This is a genomic window from Mycobacterium adipatum (genome assembly GCF_001644575.1).
In the GTDB taxonomy this organism is placed as follows: Bacteria; Actinomycetota; Actinomycetes; order Mycobacteriales; family Mycobacteriaceae; genus Mycobacterium; species Mycobacterium adipatum.
Genome location: NZ_CP015596.1, coordinates 3,719,174 through 3,738,387, shown reverse-complemented (window position 1 = coordinate 3,738,387; position 19,214 = coordinate 3,719,174). Strand labels below are relative to the sequence as shown.

Below are 19,214 nucleotides of genomic sequence, written 5' to 3'. Positions count from 1 at the left end.
GCGCGTGCGTGCCGGCCGACGCTCACGAATCTGATGAAGGTGGCACAAGATGACAAGGCTGGATTCCGTCGAACGGGCGGTGGCCGACATCGCGGCGGGCAAGGCCGTCGTGGTCATCGACGATGAGGACCGCGAGAACGAGGGCGATCTGATCTTCGCGGCCGAAAAGGCCACCCCCGAGCTGGTCGCCTTCATGGTCCGCTACACCTCCGGCTATCTGTGTGTGCCGCTGGACGGCGCCGTCTGTGACCGGCTCGGTCTGCTCCCGATGTATGCGGTCAACCAGGACAAACACGGCACCGCCTACACGGTGACCGTCGACGCCAAGAAGGGTGTCGGCACCGGCATCTCGGCCTCGGACCGCGCCACCACCATGCGGGCGCTCGCCGACCCGGCCGCCGTCGCCGACGACTTCACCAAACCCGGCCACGTGGTGCCGCTGCGCGCCAAGGACGGCGGCGTGCTGCGCCGCCCCGGGCACACCGAGGCCGCCGTGGACCTGGCCCGCCTGGCCGGCCTGCAGCCGGCGGGCGCCATCTGCGAGATCGTCAGCCAGAAGGACGAAGGCGCCATGGCGCAGACCGATGAGCTGCGGGTCTTCGCCGATGACCATGACCTCGCCCTCATTTCCATCGCCGATCTCATCGAGTGGCGCCGTAAGCACGAGAAGCACATCGAGCGGATCGCCGAGGCCCGCATCCCGACCCGGCACGGCGAGTTCCGGGCGGTCGGCTACACCTCGATCTATGAGGACGTCGAACACGTGGCCCTGGTGCGCGGGGATATCTCCGGCCCGGAGTTCGACGGCCACGATGTGCTGGTCCGGGTGCACTCCGAATGCCTCACCGGCGATGTGTTCGGCTCCCGCCGCTGTGACTGCGGTCCGCAGCTGGACGCCGCCATGGCCATGGTGGCCCAGGAGGGCCGCGGCATCGTGCTGTACATGCGCGGGCACGAGGGCCGGGGGATCGGTCTGCTGCACAAACTGCAGGCCTATCAGCTGCAGGATGCGGGTGCGGACACCGTGGACGCCAATCTCGAACTCGGTTTACCCGCCGATTCGCGCGATTACGGGATCGGCGCGCAGATCCTGGTCGACCTCGGGGTGCGCTCGATGCGGCTGCTGACCAACAATCCGGCCAAGCGGGTCGGGCTGGACGGCTACGGTCTGCACATCACCGAGCGGGTTCCCCTGCCCGTGCGGGCCAATGCCGAGAATATCCGCTACCTGATGACCAAGCGGGACCGGATGGGCCACGATCTGGTCGGTCTCGACGACTATGACGAGGCGCATCCGGGCGGTGTGCTGTGAGCGGACACACCGGCGCGATTCCCGAGCTGCCCGATGTGGACGCCTCCTCGGTGTCGCTGGGCATCGTGGTGAGCACCTGGCACGCCACCATCTGTGACGCCCTGCTCGAGGGGGCGCTGCGCGCGGCCGGGCAACTCGGGGTGACCGAACCGGTGGTGGTGCGTGTGCACGGCGCGATCGAGATCCCGGTGGTCGCGCAGGCACTGGCGCGCAAATGCGACGCGGTGGTGGCACTCGGTGTGGTGATCCGCGGTGAGACACCGCATTTCGACTACGTCTGTGATGCGGTCACCCAGGGGCTGACCCGGGTGTCGCTGGATCTTGGGACACCGGTGGCCAACGGGGTGCTCACCACCAACACCGAGCAACAGGCGCTGGCCAGGGCGGGACTGCCGAACTCCAGCGAGGACAAGGGTGCCCAGGCCGCCGCCGCGGCCCTGTCGACGGCATTGGTCCTGCGCGACCTGGCGTCATGAGCTCCGACGAGTGGGAGCTGGAGGTCCGGCCACACCTGACGCCGTACTTCGTCTACGCGACGGCCTTCCTGATTGCGGCGGCCCATATCGGTGTCGGGTTTCTGCTGAAGGTCGGTTCCAGCGGGGTGGTGTTCCGCACCGCTGACCAGGTCGGCATCGCCCTGGTCGGGATCACCATCGCCGCGGTCACCCTGCTGCTGGCCCGTCCCCGGTTACGCGCCGGCGCCGCGGGCATCGCGGTACGAAATGCGCTGGCCTACAAGCTGATCCCGTGGTCCGAGGTGGTGGACGTGTCATTCCCGGTGGGGGCGCGATGGGCCAGAGTGGACCTGCCCGACGACGAGTACACGGCCATCATGGCGATCCAGGCGGTCGACAAGGACCGCGCCGTGCAGGCGATGGATCGGCTGCGCGCGCTCATGGACCGCTACCGGCCCGACCTCAATTCACATTCAGCGTCATCGTGATCTCATCGCCGGTGTCGCCGCTTTCGCCGGCACTGACGGTGAACCCGAGACTGTCATAGACCGCGCGCGCCGCCTCGTTGCCGACGTGCACACGCAGCGTCACCCGCCGCACCCGCTGACTGCGGGCCCAGCCCACCGCCTCCGCGACCAGGGTGCGGCCCAGCCCGCGCCCACGCGCCTCGGGATCCAGCCACAGCGAGTACAGATACACCGATTCCGAGCTCTGGCGTTGCGCGGCGATCAGGCCGACCGGCCGGTTGCCGACCACCGCAGCGAACTGGGCGTGCGCCCGCAGCCTGCGCCGCCACTGCGCCGCGGTGAACGTGGACTCGTACCGGTACTGGGGGTCCTCGGCGCCCAGCGAGTCGGTGAGTGCACGCAGCCGCACCCCGGCGAAGGCCCGCCAGTCCGTCTCGGTCAGCCGCGCGATCCGCGCCTGCGCCATCCCCATCGCATCAGTATCGCCGCTGCTGACTGCGGTAGGATCGGCGAGTCGATGAGTACCTTGGAATTCGTGTCGACGTCGGCCGGTGGCATCACCGAAGGCGACGCGCCACTCGTCACAGCACCCGCCCTGGTCGCGGCTCTGGGCACCCATCCGACGCTCACCGCACCGCTGGTCAGCGGCCGAGCCCCAGGTGCCGGACTGATCTGGCGGCGACTGGAAGAGGCCGCGCGCTTCTTCGGTGTCGCCATCCCGCCGGTCAGCGTGCTGCATGAGACTTTGCAGAACCTCGTGACCGAGGCGCAGCGGCGGCACGGACCGATCACCCTGGCGGCGCGCATCTCGGTCGTCGAACTCGACGGCCGGTCCGAATTCCTGGTATCGGCGTCGGTGATCGAGCCCGTCCGGCCCGAACCCGTGGCGCTGACCGTGACACCGGACCCGCAGACCGCCACGGTGCCGCACTGGCGCCGGATGGCCGCCCGTACCAGCAGCCATGCCGAGTCCGATCTCACCGAACGCGAACTGCGCGCCGGCGGTCATGCCGACGAGGTCCGCGTCGACGGCGACCTGGTGTATCCACCACGCCTGGGGGCACTGCTCGTCGACACCGCAGACGGCATGGTGGGCGCCGGGGCCGACCGGCTGGAGCTGGCGCGCGAGGCCGGCCTACTGCCCGCGGTGACGTATTCGGATGCGCCGGTCCCGATCTCCGTCGCGACCCGGGCGTGGTGGGTGTCACCGCGTTTCGAGACCCACCCCGTGAACGCCATCGGCGACCGTCGTTTCGAGATGGTGCCGGCATGAGTACACCCTTCCAGCCGCGAACCTTCGACGCGCTGGTGATCGACGGCCACGACTGGGCCGGCGGCCGGCTCGAACTGAACTACACGCTGCGCGGGCCGGATCCCGTCAGCTTCACCGAGGTGATCGATTTCGGTGACACCGACACCGAGCCGGATCCGCGGTTGACCCGGCTGCTCGCGCTCACCTGCTCGCTGAGCTACTACAAGGCGGCCGCGCCGCCGAAGGTCGAGATCGCCTTCCCCACTCATGATTTCGAGAAGACGTACTTGAGCGCGTTGATCGAGGGTGGGCTCGGCGAGTTCGCCTACACCAACCAGCTGCCGGGCGCCCTGACACCCGAGATCGACGGTCCGGCGGCAACCGCGACACCCGACCCGCGCGACGACTGGGATCCGGCGGCGACCCCGCTGGTACCCGTCGGCGGCGGCAAGGACTCGGTGGTCACCATCGAGGCCTTCCGCCATCACGGCGTGGCACCGATGTTGTTCAGCGTCAACCGGTATGACCCCATCGACCGGTGCATCGAGGTCAGCGGACTGGACAGTGTGCACGTCCGGCGGAGCATCGACCGCAGGCTCATCCAGGCCAACGCCGAGGGTGCCTACAACGGGCACGTGCCGGTGACCGCCATCAACAGCGTGATCGGGTTGATGGTCGCCGACGCCCGCGGATTCGGGCCGGTGGTGTTGTCCAACGAGCGATCCTCCAATGTCGGCAATATCGAGTGGCTCGGCCGCGATATCAACCACCAGTGGTCCAAGAGCCTGGCGTACGAGACGCTGCTACGAGACACCCTGGCGCAGCTCGGATTCAACCCGGACCGCTATTTCTCCCTGTTGCGCGGGCTGTCGGAATCGCAGATCGCCGACCGGTTCGCCACCAGCCCCGAGTACTTCGGCGTCTTCACCAGCTGTAACCGGCTGTTCGCATTGGACCCGAGCCGGCGCGCCAGTTCCTGGTGCGGACACTGCCCGAAATGCCAGTTCGTCTTCGTGCTGCTGGCGCCGCGGCTGGGCCGGGCCACCTGCGAGAAGATCTTCGGGGGCAATCTGTTCGCCGACACCGGTAACCGGGACGGCATGGCCGATATCCTCGGTCTCGGGGTGCACAAGCCGTTCGAGTGCGTGGGGGAGTACTACGAGGCCGCCGAGTCGATGCTCGCGGTGATCGACGACCCGCAGTGGCAAGGCCTGCCGCTGGTCGACGAATTCGCCGGCCGGCGCGTGCAACTGGCGGCAGTGGCGGTCAATCCGGACCCGTCGCCGGCCGCGCATCATGTGCCCGAGCGTTACGCCAACCTGCTCGATACGAAGCCGATCGATGGGTGAGCTGACCGGTCGGGTCGTCGGCATCTGGGGGCTCGGTAAGGAAGGGCTGTCGATGGCCCGCACCGCCGCCGCGCAGGGCGCCGCACGCATCATCGCGGTGGACGATCGGCAGGTGACAGCACCGGAAATCCCGGGCCTGACGGTGCACCAGGGCCCGGATGCCCCGGAACGGTTGCGCGACACCGATATCGTTTTCGTCAGTCCCGGCGTGCCATGGCGGCATCCGGTGTTCGCGCAGATGCGCGCCGACGGTCCGGTGGTGTCCAACGCCGCCGACTGGTTCATGGCACACCACGGCGCCCGCACGGTGGGAATCACCGGCACCAAGGGCAAGAGCACGACCGCCGCGTTCCTGGCGCACCTGCTGACCGGGCTGGGGGTGCCCGCGGTGGCCGCGGGCAATATCGGCACACCGCTGTCGGACCTGGACCCGGCCGGCGATCAATGGGTGGTCGCCGAGTTGTCGAGTCAGCAGTGTGCGCTGCTGCGCACCCCTCCGGCGGTGGCGGTGATCACCAACCTGTTCCAGGACCACCTCGACTTCCACGGTGACATCACCGCCTACCACGAAGCGAAATCCCATGTGTTCGGGGCCACGACCCGCTGTCTGATCGCGACCTCCGGTGTCGTGGAAACCCTTCGGGGGATCGGTATCTCGGACTTTCCCGCGGTGCGTGAACTGGATCCGGCGACGGTCCGGACGCCGGCCGGGGACTCGGTGCTGTCATACGCGCACAACACCGTCAACGCCGCGCTCGCGGCGCTGGCCGCCGAGCAGGTACTCGGGCGTCCGGTGACTGCCGACGAGGTGGACGCCGCGGCGGCGTCGTTCGACGGGTTGGCGCACCGGCTGCAGACGGTCCGGCGCACCGGTGGCATCCGCTGGATCGACGACACCCTGGCCACCACCGGGGAAGCCGTGGTGGCCGCGTTGACCGCGATGCGGCCCGACGAGGAGATCGCCCTGATCGTCGGCGGCATGGATCGTGCGCTGGACTATCGGCAGCTGGACACCTATCTGTGCAGTGGGCGGCGCCGGGTCACCCTGATCCAGGGGCCGACCAATGGCGCGCGGATCGGCGTCGAGTTCGCCGCCGCCCATCCGGACCGCACCCATCTGGTCGAGAGCCTGCAGGACGCGGTCCGGGTGGCCGCGGCACTGCCGGCGGTCGACGTGGTGTTGCTGTCACCGGGGGCGGCGAGTTACGACATCTTCCGGAATTACGAAGAGAAAGCCGCCGTGTACTGCGGTTATATCGACGTCGTAGACACGCTCTAACCTGGACCCGTGCCCGATCCAGCGACCTACCGGCCCGTGCCGGGTTCGATTCCTGTCGAACCCGGCGTCTATCGGTTCCGCGATCCGCACGGCCGGGTGATCTACGTCGGCAAGGCCAAGAGCCTGCGCAGCCGGCTGAACTCCTATTTCGCCGATATCTCCGGGCTGGCCCCGCGCACCCGACAGATGGTCATGACGGCCGGCAGTGTCGAGTGGACCGTGGTGTCCACCGAGGTCGAGGCGTTGCAGCTGGAATACAACTGGATCAAGGAGTTCGACCCGCGGTTCAACATCCGCTACCGCGATGACAAGTCCTATCCGGTGCTGGCGGTGACGCTGAACGAGGAGTATCCGCGGCTGTTCGTCTATCGCGGGCCACGGCGCAAAGGGGTGCGCTACTTCGGGCCGTACTCCCATGCGTGGGCCATCCGCGAGACGCTGGATCTGCTGACCCGGGTCTTCCCGGCGCGCACCTGTTCGGCCGGAGTGTTCAAGCGGCACAAGCAGATCGACCGGCCCTGCCTGCTCGGCTACATCGACAAGTGCTCGGCGCCGTGCATCGGTCGGGTGAGCGCCGAACAGCACCGCCAGATCGTGCTGGACTTCTGCGACTTCCTGGCCGGTAAGACCGACCGGCTGGTCCGCGATATGGAGCGGCAGATGAACGCGGCGGCCGCCGAACTCGACTTCGAGCGGGCGGCCCGGCTGCGCGACGATATCGGCGCGCTCAAGCGCGCGCTGGAGAAGCAGACCGTGGTGTTCGGCGACGGCACCGACGCCGATGTGGTGGCCTTCGCCGATGACGACCTGGAGGCGGCGGTCCAGGTGTTCCACGTGCGCGGCGGGCGGGTGCGCGGGCAGCGTGGCTGGGTGGTCGAGAAGGCGACGGAGCCGGAGGCGACCGATGTCCCGGCACCTGGGGCGTCGGACCAGGAGCGTCTGGTCGAGCAGTTCCTCACCCAGTTCTACGGTGACCAGGCCGAACTCGGCGGCAGCGCGGACGAGGCCACCAACCCCGTCCCCAAAGAGGTTCTGGTGCCGGTACTTCCGGGCAATGCCGAGGAGCTGGCCGACTGGCTGTCCGGGCTGCGGGGTTCGCGGGTCTCGCTTAGGGTGCCGGTGCGCGGGGACAAGAAGGCGCTCGCCGAGACGGTTCAGCGCAACGCCAAGGAATCGCTGGCCCAGCACAAGCTCAAGCGTGCCGGTGACTTCAACGCCAGATCGGAAGCGCTGCAGAACATCCAGGAGACATTGGATCTCGCCGAGGCGCCGCTGCGCATCGAGTGCGTCGACATCAGCCACGTGCAGGGCACCGATGTGGTGGCATCGCTGGTGGTCTTCGAGGACGGGTTGCCGCGCAAGTCGGACTACCGCCATTACGCCATCCGGGAGGCCGCGGGTGGGGGCCGCTCCGATGATGTCGCGTCCATCGCCGAGGTCACCCGGCGCCGGTTCGCCCGGCACGTCGCCGATGCCGAGCAGCCGATGGTGGCCGAAGGCAAGTCACGCAGATTCGCCTATCCCCCCAACCTCTACGTCGTCGACGGCGGCGCCCCGCAGGTGAACGCCGCGGCCGCGGTACTGCGGGATCTCGGGGTGACCGATGTCGCGGTCGTCGGGTTGGCCAAGCGCCTCGAGGAAGTCTGGGTGCCCGGGCCGGTGGACCCGGTGATCTTCCCGCGCACCAGCGAGGGGCTGTACCTGTTGCAGCGCATCCGTGACGAGGCCCACCGCTTCGCGATCACGTTCCACCGCAGCAAGCGGTCCAAACGGATGACCGCCTCGGCGCTGGATTCGGTGCGAGGATTGGGGGAGCACCGGCGCAAGGCGTTGGTGACGCACTTCGGATCGGTGTCGCGGCTGAGCGCCGCCAGCGTGGAGGAGATCACCGCGGTTCCGGGGATCGGCGTGGCGACGGCGAAGGCGGTGCTGGAAGCGTTGGGGGTGTCGCTCCCTGAGCCCCCGGGCGCTGAGATGGACACGCCGACCGATTCCGACACGCCGGAGCCGATTTTGCACGATGATCGGACCGAAGACGACGAGACCGACCGACCAGCCGAGAACACCCCAGAACAGATATCGGAGTGGCAGACCAGCGAATGAGCGAGGAATCAGGCATCGAAGTCGTCCTGGTCACCGGATTGTCGGGCGCGGGCCGCGGCACCGCCGCCAAAGTGCTCGAAGACCTCGGCTGGTACGTCGCCGACAACCTGCCGCCCGAACTGATCGCGCGGATGGTCGACCTGGGTCTGGACGCGGGCTCGCGGATCACCCAGTTGGCGTTGGTGATGGACGTCCGGTCCCGCGGCTTCACCGGCGATCTGGACTCCGTGCGCAACGAGCTGGCGACCCGCGGTATCAGGCCCCGGGTGCTGTTCATGGAGGCGGCCGACGAGATCCTGGTGCGCCGCTACGAGCAGAACCGCCGCAGCCACCCATTGCAGGGCAATCAGACTCTGGCCGAGGGCATTACCGCCGAACGGGCCATGCTCGCCCCGGTGCGCGCCGTGGCGGACCTGGTCATCGACACCACCACGCTCGCGGTGCCCGCGTTGCGGGAGAGCATCGAACGGGCCTTCGGCAGTGAGGCGGTCGCGCACACCAACGTGACGGTCGAGTCCTTCGGCTACAAGTACGGGTTGCCGATGGACGCCGACACCGTCATGGATGTCCGGTTCCTGCCCAACCCGCACTGGGTCGACGAGCTGCGCCCGCACACCGGGCAGCACCCGGCGGTGCGCGATTTCGTGCTGGGTCAGGAAGGCGCTGCGGAGTTCCTGGACACCTATCATCGGCTGCTGGGGGTGGTGATCGAGGGATACCGCCGGGAAGGCAAGCGGTACATGACGGTCGCCATCGGCTGCACCGGCGGAAAGCACCGTAGTGTCGCCATCGCCGAGGCGCTGGCCGGCCGGTTACGGTCCGACGATCATCTGACGGTGCGGGCGCTGCACCGGGACCTGGGTCGCGAATGACGGCACCACCACGCGTCGTCGCGCTCGGCGGCGGCCACGGGCTGTACGCGACGCTGTCGGCGGCCCGCCGACTCACCCCGCACGTCACCGCCGTGGTGACCGTCGCCGACGACGGCGGCTCCTCGGGGCGGCTGCGCAGCGAACTCGATGTCGTCCCGCCCGGCGATCTGCGGATGGCCTTGGCCGCATTGGCCTCTGATTCTCCGCACGGGCGACTGTGGGCCACCATCATCCAGCACCGCTTCGGCGGGAGCGGCGCGCTGGCGGGGCACCCGATCGGCAACCTGCTGCTGGCAGGCATCAGCGAGGTGCTCGCCGATCCGGTGGCCGCGCTCGACGAACTGGGCCGCATCCTCGACCTCAAGGGTCGGGTGCTGCCGATGTGCCCGCTGGCCCTGCAGATCGAAGCCGACGTGGCCGGTCTGGAATCCGATCCGCGGATGTTCCGGGTGATCCGGGGCCAGGTCGCGGTGGCCACCACGGTTGGTCAGGTGCGCCGGGTCCGGCTGTTGCCCGGTGATCCGCCCGCGACCCGGCAGGCGGTCGACGCGATCATGGCCGCCGATCTGGTGGTGCTCGGGCCCGGGTCGTGGTTCACCAGCGTGATCCCGCACGTGCTGGTGCCCGGGTTGGCGTCGGCGCTCAACGCGACCTCCGCCCGCCGGGCGCTGGTGCTCAACCTGGCGGCCGAGCCGGGCGAGACCGCCGGGTTCTCGGCCGAGCGCCACATCCACGTCCTGGCCCAACACGCTCCCGGATTTCAGGTGGACGACATCATCATCGACGCATCGCGGGTTCCCAGTGATCGGGAGCGCGAACAACTGGCACGGACGGCCACTCTGCTGGGCGCGAATGTCGAGTTTGCCGCGGTATCCCGACCTGGTACACAGTTACATGACCCGTCGATGCTGGCAGCAGCGCTGGAAGGGGTGCGCCTGCGGGGCCGCGAGCCCGGGCCGCCCGGGGCTGCGGCAGAACATGTGCAGGGATCAACCAATGGACCAAGGGGGGACGAGTCGTGGCGATGACGGCCGAGGTCAAGGACGAGCTGAGTCGCCTGGTCGTGAACTCGGTGAGTGCGCGGCGTGCCGAGGTGTCCGCTTTGCTGCGGTTCGCCGGCGGTCTGCACATCGTCGCCGGCCGGGTGGTGGTCGAGGCCGAGGTCGACCTCGGCATCATCGCGCGCCGGCTGCGCAAGGACATCCACGACCTCTACGGCTACAACGCCGTGGTGCACGTGCTGTCGGCCAGCGGCATCCGTAAGAGCACCCGGTACGTGGTGCGGGTGGCCAAGGACGGCGAAGCGCTGGCACGGCAGACCGGGCTGCTCGACCTGCGTGGCCGGCCGGTGCGCGGCCTGCCCGCCCAAGTGGTCGGCGGCAGCGTCAACGATGCCGAAGCCGCTTGGCGGGGTGCGTTTTTGGCGCACGGTTCGCTCACCGAACCGGGCCGTTCCTCGGCGCTGGAGGTCAGCTGCCCGGGGCCGGAGGCGGCGCTGGCGCTGGTCGGTGCGGCACGACGACTCGGTATCAGCGCCAAGGCGCGCGAGGTGCGCGGCAGCGACCGGGTGGTGGTGCGCGACGGTGAGGCGATCGGGGCACTGCTGACCCGGATGGGCGCTCAGGACACCCGGCTCACCTGGGAGGAACGCCGGATGCGCCGCGAGGTGCGTGCGACCGCCAACCGGCTGGCCAATTTCGACGACGCCAACCTGCGGCGCTCGGCGCGCGCGGCGGTGGCCGCGGCGGCCCGGGTGGAGCGTGCGCTGAACATTCTCGGCGACACCGTCCCGGACCACCTGGCGCAGGCCGGGCGGTTGCGGGTCGAGCACCGGCAGGCCTCGCTGGAAGAGCTGGGCCGACTGGCCGATCCGCCGATGACAAAAGATGCGGTGGCAGGCCGGATTCGGCGGCTGCTGTCGATGGCCGACCGCAAGGCCAAGCAGGACGGCATCCCCGACACCGAATCCGCGGTCACCCCGGATCTGCTCGAGGACGCCTGACCAGCGTGCACGCCGGGAAACCGGCACCACTAGGCTGGCCTGCGAGCAGTTCCGCGATTTCCCTCGACGATCTAGGAGAGACACGTGACCATTCGGGTAGGCGTCAACGGCTTCGGTCGTATCGGCCGTAACTTCTTCCGCGCCCTCGATGCGCAGAAGTCGGCAGGCAAGAACACCGACATCGAGATCATCGCGGTCAACGACCTGACCTCCAACGCGAGCCTGGCGCACCTGCTGAAGTTCGACTCGATCCTGGGTCGGCTGCCCTACGACGTCACCCTGGAGGGTGAAGACACCATCGTCGTCGGCGACACCAAGATCAAGGCCCTCGAGGTCAAGGAAGGCCCGGCGGCTCTTCCGTGGGGCGACTTGGGTGTCGACGTGGTGGTCGAATCGACCGGCATCTTCACCAAGCGCGACAAGGCCCAGGGCCACCTGGATGCCGGCGCCAAGAAGGTCATCATCTCCGCGCCCGCCAGCGACGAGGACATCACCATCGTGCTCGGCGTGAACGAGGACAAGTACGACGGCAGCCAGAACATCATCTCCAACGCCTCGTGCACCACGAACTGCCTCGGCCCGCTGGCCAAGGTGCTCAACGACGAGTTCGGCATCGTCAAGGGCCTGATGACCACCATCCACGCCTACACCCAGGACCAGAACCTGCAGGACGGCCCGCACAGCGACCTGCGTCGCGCCCGCGCCGCCGCCATCAACATCGTCCCGACCTCCACCGGTGCGGCCAAGGCCATCGGCCTGGTGCTCCCGGAACTGAAGGGCAAGCTGGACGGTTACGCGCTGCGGGTGCCGATCCCCACGGGCTCGGTGACCGATCTGACCGCCGAGTTGAAGAAGTCGGCCACCGCCGACGAGATCAACGCCGCGATGAAGGCCGCAGCCGAAGGCAAGCTCAAGGGCATCCTGAAGTACTACGACGCTCCCATCGTCTCCAGCGATATCGTCACCGACCCGCACAGCTCGCTGTTCGACTCGGGCCTGACCAAGGTCATCGACAACCAGGCCAAGGTCGTCTCCTGGTACGACAACGAGTGGGGCTACTCCAACCGCCTCGTGGATCTGGTTGCCCTGGTCGGTAAGTCGCTGTAGTTCGCGATCATGGCGATCAAATCACTGTCTGACCTGCTCGCCGAAGGAGTTGAAGGTCGGGGCGTGCTGGTGCGCTCCGACCTCAACGTCCCCCTCGACGACAGCGGGAACATCACCGATCCGGGGCGCATCATCGCCTCGGTCCCGACATTGGCGGCACTCGCCGAGGCCGGCGCCAAGGTCGTCGTGACGGCGCACCTGGGCCGGCCGAAGGGCGAGCCCGATCCGAAGTTCTCCCTCGCACCCGTCGCGGCGGCGCTGGGGGAGCGGCTGGGCCGCCACGTGCAGCTGGCCGGCGATGTCGTCGGCACCGACGCGCTGGCCCGCGCCGAGGGCCTCACCGACGGTGATGTGCTGCTGCTGGAGAACATCCGCTTCGACGCGCGCGAGACCAGCAAGGACGACGCCGAGCGCTTGGCGCTGGGGAAGGCGCTGGCCGGCCTGGTCGAGGGTGCCGACGGCTCGCCGGGGGCCTTCGTCTCCGACGGTTTCGGTGTGGTGCACCGCAAGCAGGCCTCGGTGTACGACGTCGCCACCCTGCTGCCGCACTACGCGGGCACGCTGGTCGACACCGAGGTCAAGGTGCTCGAGCAACTGACGAGCTCGACCGAGCGGCCGTACGCGGTCGTGCTGGGCGGATCCAAGGTCTCCGACAAGCTCGCGGTGATCGAGAACCTGGCCACCAAGGCCGACAGCATTGTCATCGGTGGTGGCATGTGCTTCACCTTCCTTGCCGCACAGGGTCTTTCGGTCGGTTCCTCGCTGTTGCAGGAGGAGATGATCGACACGTGCAAGAAGCTGCTGGAGACCTACGGTGACGTGATCCACCTGCCGGTGGACATCGAGGTGGCCGACGGTTTCGCCGCGGATTCGCCACACGAGACGGTGCCGGCCGATCAGATCCCCGACGGGAAGATGGGCCTGGACATCGGTCCGGAGTCGGTGAAGCGGTTCACCGCACTGCTGTCCAACGCCAAGACGGTGTTCTGGAACGGGCCGATGGGTGTGTTCGAGTTCGAGGCGTTCAGCGCGGGCACCAAGGGCGTCGCCGAGGCGATCATCGGGGCCACCGGCAAGGGCGCATTCAGCGTGGTCGGCGGCGGTGACTCCGCGGCCGCGGTCCGTCTGCTGGGCCTTCCCGAGGACGGCTTCTCGCACATTTCGACCGGCGGCGGGGCGTCGCTGGAGTATCTGGAGGGCAAGACCCTTCCCGGTATAGACGTTCTGGAGGCGTGAGACATGGCCCGTAAGCCGCTGATCGCCGGCAACTGGAAGATGAACCTCAATCACTTCGAGGCCATCGCGCTGGTGCAGAAGATCGCATTCGCGTTGCCGGACAAGTACTTCGACAAGGTCGATGTCACCGTCATCCCGCCGTTCACCGATCTGCGCAGCGTGCAGACCCTGGTCGACGGGGACAAGCTGCGCCTGACCTACGGGGCCCAGGACGTGTCCCAGCACGATTCGGGTGCCTACACCGGCGAGATCAGCGGGGCCTTCCTGGCCAAGCTGGGCGTCACGTTCGCCGTCGTCGGGCACTCCGAGCGCCGCACCTACCACCACGAGGACGATGCGCTGGTGGCCGCCAAGGCGGCCGCCGCGCTCAAGCACGGGCTCACCCCGATCGTGTGTATCGGTGAGCAACTCGAGGTGCGTGAGGCGGGCAACCACGTCGAGTTCAACGTGAACTCGCTGCGCGGCTCGCTGGCCGGGCTGTCGGCCGAGCAGATCAGCCAGGTGGTCATCGCCTACGAACCGGTGTGGGCGATCGGCACCGGGCGGGTCGCCAGCGCGGCGGACGCCCAGGAGGTGTGTGCGGCCATCCGGGCCGAACTGGCCGAGCTGGCATCCAAGGAGATCGCCGCCGGCGTGCGGGTGCTCTACGGCGGATCCGTCAACGCCAAGAACGTGGGCGAGATCGTCGGTCAGACCGATGTGGACGGTGCACTGGTCGGCGGAGCCTCGCTGGACGGTGAGCAGTTCGCCACACTGTCGGCGATCGCCGCCGGCGGGCCACTCCCGTGACGCCGCGCCGCGTTCGGTAAACTCACCCGCATGGAACTCGCGCTGCAGATCGTGCTGATCATCACCAGTCTTCTGGTGGTGCTGCTCGTGCTGCTGCACCGGGCCAAGGGTGGCGGTCTGTCGACACTGTTCGGCGGTGGCGTGCAATCCAGTCTTTCCGGCTCCACCGTCGTGGAGAAGAACCTGGACCGGCTGACGCTGTTCGTCATCGGCATCTGGCTGGTGTCGATCGTCGGCATGGCGTTGCGCATCAAGTACAACGCTTGACCGATCCGCGGCGGTATCCTCGGCCACCGGGTGAGGGCTTGATCATCACCCTGCGGACCCCGCCGCTGCCGGTGTCCTGGGCGCGGCTCGCTCCGGCCGACATCAGTATCAACGGCTGGCCGGTGCCCGCGCCGACCAAGGGTCGAAATGTCGTCCCCGCGCCGCCCGGCCACTACCGGATCCACGTGCACCTGCGCTATCTGGCACCCCGCAGAATGGGCCCCGCCGATTATGACGCGGACGTCACCGCGGGTCAGTGGACCGAGGTCGAATACAAACCGCCGCTGTGGACGCTCGGCAAGGGCTCGCTGGGCCCGCCGCCGCAGCGCTACAACGGGATGGTCCCGATTCTGCTGTTGTTGGCCGCCAGCGTGATCGTGGGTGTGTCGATGCTGCTGATCATGCTCTGAGCGACCCTCGCTCTGCGCTCCGGCCCGACGGCGTCGATAATCGGGGGATGGCTGACGGTCCTGACACTGCGCTCGCCCCTATGGGATCGGTATATCGCACGCAGGTCGGCCGCGAGGCCACCGAACCGATGCGCGAGGACATCCGGTTGCTCGGTGCCATCCTCGGTGACACCGTCCGGGACCAGAACGGTGACGGCGTCTTCGATCTCGTGGAACGCGCACGGGTCGAGTCCTTCCGGGTCCGGCGCTCGGAGATCGACCGCGCCGAGCTGGCCGGACTTTTCCGAGATATCGATGTGCACCAAGCGATTCCGGTGATCCGGGCGTTCACCCACTTCGCCCTGCTGGCCAACGTGGCCGAGGACATCCACCGGGAGCGACGCCGGGCGGTGCACGAGGCGGCCGGTGAGCCACCGCAGGACAGCAGCCTGGCGGCCACCTACCGCAAACTCGATCACGCGCAGCTCGACGCCGGCGCGGTCGCCGACGCGTTGACCGGCGCCCTGGTGTCACCGGTGATCACCGCGCACCCCACCGAGACCCGGCGCCGCACGGTGTTCGACACCCAGCACCACATCACCGAGCTGATGCGGCTGCGGCTGCACGGGCAGACCCGCACCGACAACGGACGCGATATCGAGACCGAATTGCGCAGGCACATCCTGACGCTGTGGCAGACCGCTCTGGTGCGGCTGTCGCGGCTGAAGATCTCCGATGAGATCGAGACCGGCCTGCGGTACTACCCGGCCGCGTTCCTCGACGTCATCCCACGGGTGAACGCCGAAGTCCGCACCGCCCTGCAGGAACGCTTCCCGGGCACGGCACTGCTGGCCGAGCCGATCCTGCGGCCCGGATCCTGGATCGGCGGCGACCGGGACGGCAACCCTAACGTCACCGCCGACGTGGTGCGCTTGGCGACCGGTCGTGCCGCGTTCACCGCCTTCGCCCATTACTTCGGCGAGATCACGGCGCTGGAGGAGGAATTGTCGATGTCGGCGCGGCTGGTGCGGGTCAGCGCCGGCCTGGAGGCGTTGGCGGATGCCTGTGCCGAACCCGCCCGCAGCGACGAGCCGTACCGGCGCGCATTGCGGGTCGTCCACGCCCGTCTCACCGCCACCGCAGCACGGGTGCTGGACCGTCAGCCCGAGCATGAACTGGATCTGGGCCTTCCCGCTTACGACACGCCCGCGCAACTGCTCGAAGATCTCGATGTCGTGGATGAATCATTGCGTGCCAACGGTTCCGCCGTGCTCGCCGACGATCGGCTGGCCCGGCTGCGGGAAGCGGTGCGGGTGTTCGGTTTTCACCTTTCCGGACTCGATATGCGGCAGAACTCCGAGGTGCACGAGCAGGTCATCGCGGAGCTGCTGGCGTGGGCCGGCGTGCATCCCGACTACGCTTCGCTGCCCGAAGATGAGCGGGTCACGCTGCTGGCCAAGGAGATCGGCACGCGGCGCCCACTGATCGGGCCCGGCGCCGACCTGTCGGAGCTGGCCGCGAAGGAACTCGGGATCGTGGCGGCGGCGGCCCGCGCGGTGCAGGTGTTCGGGCGGGAAGCCGTGCCGAACTACATCATCTCGATGTGCCAGTCGGTGTCGGACATGCTCGAGGCGGCGGTGCTGCTCAAGGAGGCCGGTCTGCTCGATGTTTCCGGGGCGCAACCGTATGCCCCCGTGGGCATCGTGCCGCTGTTCGAGACCATCGACGATCTGCAGCGCGGCTCCTCGATCCTGGAAGCGGCTCTGGATGTTCCGGTGTACGCGGCCGCGGTCGCCGCGCGTAACGGTCATCAGGAGGTGATGCTGGGTTACTCGGACTCCAACAAGGACGGCGGTTACCTGGCGGCGAACTGGGCGTTGTACCGGGCCGAACTGGAACTCGTCGAGTCCGCGCGTAAGACCGGAATCCGGTTGCGGCTCTTCCATGGTCGCGGCGGCACGGTCGGCCGCGGCGGTGGCCCGAGCTACGACGCGATTCTCGCGCAGCCGCCCGGTGCGGTGAAGGGCTCGCTACGCATCACCGAGCAGGGTGAGGTGATCGCCGCCAAGTATGCCGAGCCGAGGATCGCGCACCGCAACCTGGAGACGCTGCTGGCGGCGACGCTGGAATCCACCCTGCTTGATACCGAGGGGCTCGGGGATCTCGCGGACAGTGCCTACGCCGTACTGGATGATCTGGCCGCCCGAGCCCAGCGGGCCTACGCCGAACTGGTGCACGAGACACCGGGTTTCGTGGAGTACTTCAAGGAATCGACGCCGGTGAGTGAGATCGGGGCACTCAATATCGGCAGCCGTCCGACATCGCGTAAACCGACCACCGCCATCTCGGATCTGCGGGCGATCCCCTGGGTGCTGGCCTGGAGCCAGTCGCGGGTGATGCTGCCCGGGTGGTACGGCACGGGCGCCGCGTTCGAGCAGTACGTCGGCGGCGACGACGCCAAACTCGAGGTGCTGCGTGACCTTTACCGGCGCTGGCCGTTCTTCCGGACCGTGCTGTCGAACATGGCCCAGGTGCTGGCGAAATCGGATCTCGGTCTGGCCGCGCGGTATTCCGAACTGGTGGCCGACGAGGACCTGCGGGCCCGGGTCTTCGACAAGATCGCCGCCGAGCACGAGCGGACGGTGCGGATGCACGGGCTGGTCACCGGGCAGGACGATCTATTGGCCGACAACCCGGCGCTGGCCCGCTCGGTGTTCAACCGGTTCCCGTACCTGGAACCGCTGAATCACCTGCAGGTCGAACTCCTGCGCCGGTTCCGGTCGGGGGAGCAGGACGAATTGGTGCAGCGCGGCATCCTGCTCACCATGAGCGGGCTGGCCAGCGCGCTGCGCAACTCCGGCTGATTCGCCCTTGCACGGGGACGTGATTCGGCGTAGCATCGAACACAAGTGCGACTCCTCATGTTTTCGTGGGTAGTTTTGGGCGTAATCCGCCGAGGCAGAGGTAGATCATTGCGGTCAGCGCTCGGGCGGAGTGGTGGCCGTAGCCGCGGGCGTTGATGAGGCGAATCTTGGCGTTGATGCCCTCAATGAGGGCGTTGGATATTCCGAGTTCGACGGCGGCGATGACGGCGTCGAAGTGTTCTTGGAGGCGTTTGCCGAGTTCGACGAATGAGGGGATGCGGCTGCGTTTGGCCGCAGTGATCCAGGCCTTGAGGAGTGCGCGAGCGGCGCCGGGTTCGTGATCGAGTCGGTAGAGGTCGCGTAGTTGTTCTTTGAGGGTCCATGCTCGTCCGACGCGTCGGCTGGCGCGCGCGATCTGGTTGACCAGTGCCCGTTTGGTGTCGTTGAGTTTGTTCTCACCGGTACGCAGGGCCCATCGGGTTTGACGCCATTGTGCTGAGGTCATGACGACTTTGTTCGGGCCGCTGGCGGCGTCGGCGAAGACGCGGTCCAGAGCTCGGTTGACCCACAGCATGATGTGGAACGGGTCAAAGCAGATGGTCGCCTTGGGCACGTGTTCTCGGGCGGCAGCTTGGTAGGCCTTGCTGACATCCATGCTGACCGCTTCGATGGTCTCCAACGCCGAATCTGGTTGGGATTCAAAGAATGCTGCGAATGAGTCTTCGCTGCGTCCGGTCTGGACATCGATGACGGTTCCGGTGTCATGATCGCCGATGATGGTCAGATAGTGGTGCGGGTGGCGGTAGCAGATCTCGTCGACACCGATGCGGTAGAGGGTGTCGAGTCGGCGTTGATCAAGCAGCTCATCGACTCCGCGGGTGATGATCGAGGTGACCGATTCCCAACTGCACCGCATCAGGGTCGAGACCGTCGTGCGGTCGGTGCGCTGAGCAAGCCACAACACCATGTCTTCGAAGTCTCGGCTGAACCTGGCTCCCGGTCGGGCCCAGGGCACGTCTTCGGTGATGACCCCGCAATCCGGGCAGTGCAACCGGCGGATGCGGTAAATCAGCCATAGTCGTTTCGTGCCCAGGTCGAGGTGGCGCCATCGCCGCCGGCGACGGTCATAGACGGCCCTCACGCGTTTGCTGCAGGGGCAGGTCAGCAGCCGCGTTTTGGGCCGTACGGTGACCTCTACAACGTGGTCCCCGATCGACACGTCGACCACCGATGCGCCGGGGATCTGAAGAAGACGGTTAAATGCAGTACTGACGCGCACGCGGATGGATCCTCTGGTTGAGGTTGGTGTGGTAACCCCGAAACCTAGAGGCACACCGCGTGCGCGTCCTTCATCTCTACGCTGACACGCCGAGAGCGCTTGTGCTGCAGTATGAACCGACCCTGAACAGCAGAAAAGCGCCCACTAGAACACTAGGAGCGCCACACAAGTTCGAATGCGACGTGGCTCCCA

General features: G+C 67.8%; 18 protein-coding genes. 16 read left to right on the top strand and 2 right to left on the bottom strand.

Features of this window, described 5'->3' with window-relative positions; translation table 11 throughout:
* The first annotated feature begins 49 nt into the window (after positions 1-49).
* Genes A7U43_RS17670 through A7U43_RS17660 form a run of 3 tightly spaced genes read left to right on the top strand, consistent with a single transcriptional unit; the run spans position 50 to position 2,255 of the window.
* Positions 50-1,312: a bifunctional 3,4-dihydroxy-2-butanone-4-phosphate synthase/GTP cyclohydrolase II gene (locus A7U43_RS17670; RefSeq protein ID WP_067997905.1), complete on the top strand. Its 1,263-nt coding sequence runs from the start codon at positions 50-52 to the stop codon at positions 1,310-1,312.
* A complete protein-coding gene (gene ribH, locus A7U43_RS17665) occupies positions 1,309-1,788 on the top strand; it encodes a 6,7-dimethyl-8-ribityllumazine synthase (RefSeq protein WP_067997902.1) in 480 nt (159 codons plus the stop codon). Before A7U43_RS17670 ends, ribH begins: the two co-directional genes overlap by 4 nt.
* Positions 1,785-2,255 carry a PH domain-containing protein gene (locus tag A7U43_RS17660; protein WP_067997897.1) on the top strand — a complete coding sequence of 157 codons (471 nt, stop codon included), beginning with the start codon at positions 1,785-1,787 and terminating at the stop codon, positions 2,253-2,255. The genes ribH and A7U43_RS17660 overlap by 4 nt, the downstream gene beginning before the upstream one ends.
* On the opposite strand, the gene A7U43_RS17655 is transcribed toward A7U43_RS17660, so the two are convergent.
* Positions 2,230-2,700 carry a GNAT family N-acetyltransferase gene (locus A7U43_RS17655; RefSeq protein WP_068003017.1) on the bottom strand — a complete coding sequence of 157 codons (471 nt, stop codon included), beginning with the start codon at positions 2,698-2,700 and terminating at the stop codon, positions 2,230-2,232. The two genes, A7U43_RS17660 and A7U43_RS17655, sit on opposite strands and share 26 nt — an antisense overlap.
* A gap of 51 nt (positions 2,701-2,751) precedes the next feature.
* Here A7U43_RS17655 and A7U43_RS17650 point away from each other — a divergent pair, with 51 nt between their 5' ends.
* The 13 genes from A7U43_RS17650 (at position 2,752) to ppc (ending at position 17,743) form a co-directional block, all read left to right on the top strand.
* Positions 2,752-3,507 (top strand): hypothetical protein, encoded by a 756-nt coding sequence (locus tag A7U43_RS17650; RefSeq protein ID WP_067997893.1) that lies wholly within the window; start codon positions 2,752-2,754, stop codon positions 3,505-3,507.
* Positions 3,504-4,835, top strand: coding sequence for a MurL-like N-terminal domain-containing (locus tag A7U43_RS17645; RefSeq protein ID WP_067997890.1), 1,332 nt, complete (start codon positions 3,504-3,506; stop codon positions 4,833-4,835). Before A7U43_RS17650 ends, A7U43_RS17645 begins: the two co-directional genes overlap by 4 nt.
* A complete protein-coding gene (locus A7U43_RS17640) occupies positions 4,828-6,114 on the top strand; it encodes a Mur ligase family protein (protein ID WP_067997886.1) in 1,287 nt (428 codons plus the stop codon). The genes A7U43_RS17645 and A7U43_RS17640 overlap by 8 nt, the downstream gene beginning before the upstream one ends.
* 9 nt (positions 6,115-6,123) lie before the next feature.
* Positions 6,124-8,217: an excinuclease ABC subunit UvrC gene (uvrC, locus tag A7U43_RS17635; RefSeq protein ID WP_082902188.1), complete on the top strand. Its 2,094-nt coding sequence runs from the start codon at positions 6,124-6,126 to the stop codon at positions 8,215-8,217.
* Complete coding sequence (rapZ, locus tag A7U43_RS17630; RefSeq protein ID WP_067997883.1) at positions 8,214-9,089, top strand: RNase adapter RapZ; 876 nt, start codon at positions 8,214-8,216, stop codon at positions 9,087-9,089. Before uvrC ends, rapZ begins: the two co-directional genes overlap by 4 nt.
* Positions 9,086-10,117, top strand: a complete 1,032-nt coding sequence (gene yvcK, locus A7U43_RS17625) for a uridine diphosphate-N-acetylglucosamine-binding protein YvcK (RefSeq protein WP_067997880.1) — start codon at positions 9,086-9,088, stop codon at positions 10,115-10,117. Before rapZ ends, yvcK begins: the two co-directional genes overlap by 4 nt.
* Entirely contained in the window at positions 10,114-11,091 is a 978-nt protein-coding gene (gene whiA / locus A7U43_RS17620) for a DNA-binding protein WhiA (protein WP_082902436.1), read from the top strand. The genes yvcK and whiA overlap by 4 nt, the downstream gene beginning before the upstream one ends.
* An 84-nt stretch (positions 11,092-11,175) precedes the next feature.
* Positions 11,176-12,198: a type I glyceraldehyde-3-phosphate dehydrogenase gene (gap, locus tag A7U43_RS17615; RefSeq protein WP_067997875.1), complete on the top strand. Its 1,023-nt coding sequence runs from the start codon at positions 11,176-11,178 to the stop codon at positions 12,196-12,198.
* A gap of 9 nt (positions 12,199-12,207) precedes the next feature.
* Positions 12,208-13,434, top strand: a complete 1,227-nt coding sequence (locus A7U43_RS30350) for a phosphoglycerate kinase (protein ID WP_067997872.1) — start codon at positions 12,208-12,210, stop codon at positions 13,432-13,434.
* Positions 13,435-13,437: 3 nt separating this feature from the next.
* Positions 13,438-14,223 (top strand): triose-phosphate isomerase, encoded by a 786-nt coding sequence (gene tpiA / locus A7U43_RS30345; RefSeq protein WP_067997869.1) that lies wholly within the window; start codon positions 13,438-13,440, stop codon positions 14,221-14,223.
* 30 nt (positions 14,224-14,253) lie between these two features.
* Positions 14,254-14,490 carry a preprotein translocase subunit SecG gene (gene secG, locus A7U43_RS17600; protein WP_057165086.1) on the top strand — a complete coding sequence of 79 codons (237 nt, stop codon included), beginning with the start codon at positions 14,254-14,256 and terminating at the stop codon, positions 14,488-14,490.
* Positions 14,487-14,900, top strand: coding sequence for a hypothetical protein (locus A7U43_RS17595; RefSeq protein ID WP_156525950.1), 414 nt, complete (start codon positions 14,487-14,489; stop codon positions 14,898-14,900). Before secG ends, A7U43_RS17595 begins: the two co-directional genes overlap by 4 nt.
* A gap of 47 nt (positions 14,901-14,947) precedes the next feature.
* Complete coding sequence (ppc, locus tag A7U43_RS17590) at positions 14,948-17,743, top strand: phosphoenolpyruvate carboxylase (RefSeq protein WP_067997867.1); 2,796 nt, start codon at positions 14,948-14,950, stop codon at positions 17,741-17,743.
* Positions 17,744-17,798: 55 nt separating this feature from the next.
* Here ppc and A7U43_RS17585 read toward each other — a convergent pair whose 3' ends face one another.
* Positions 17,799-19,022 (bottom strand): ISL3 family transposase, encoded by a 1,224-nt coding sequence (locus tag A7U43_RS17585; protein ID WP_197499869.1) that lies wholly within the window; start codon positions 19,020-19,022, stop codon positions 17,799-17,801.
* Positions 19,023-19,214 lie beyond the last annotated feature (192 nt).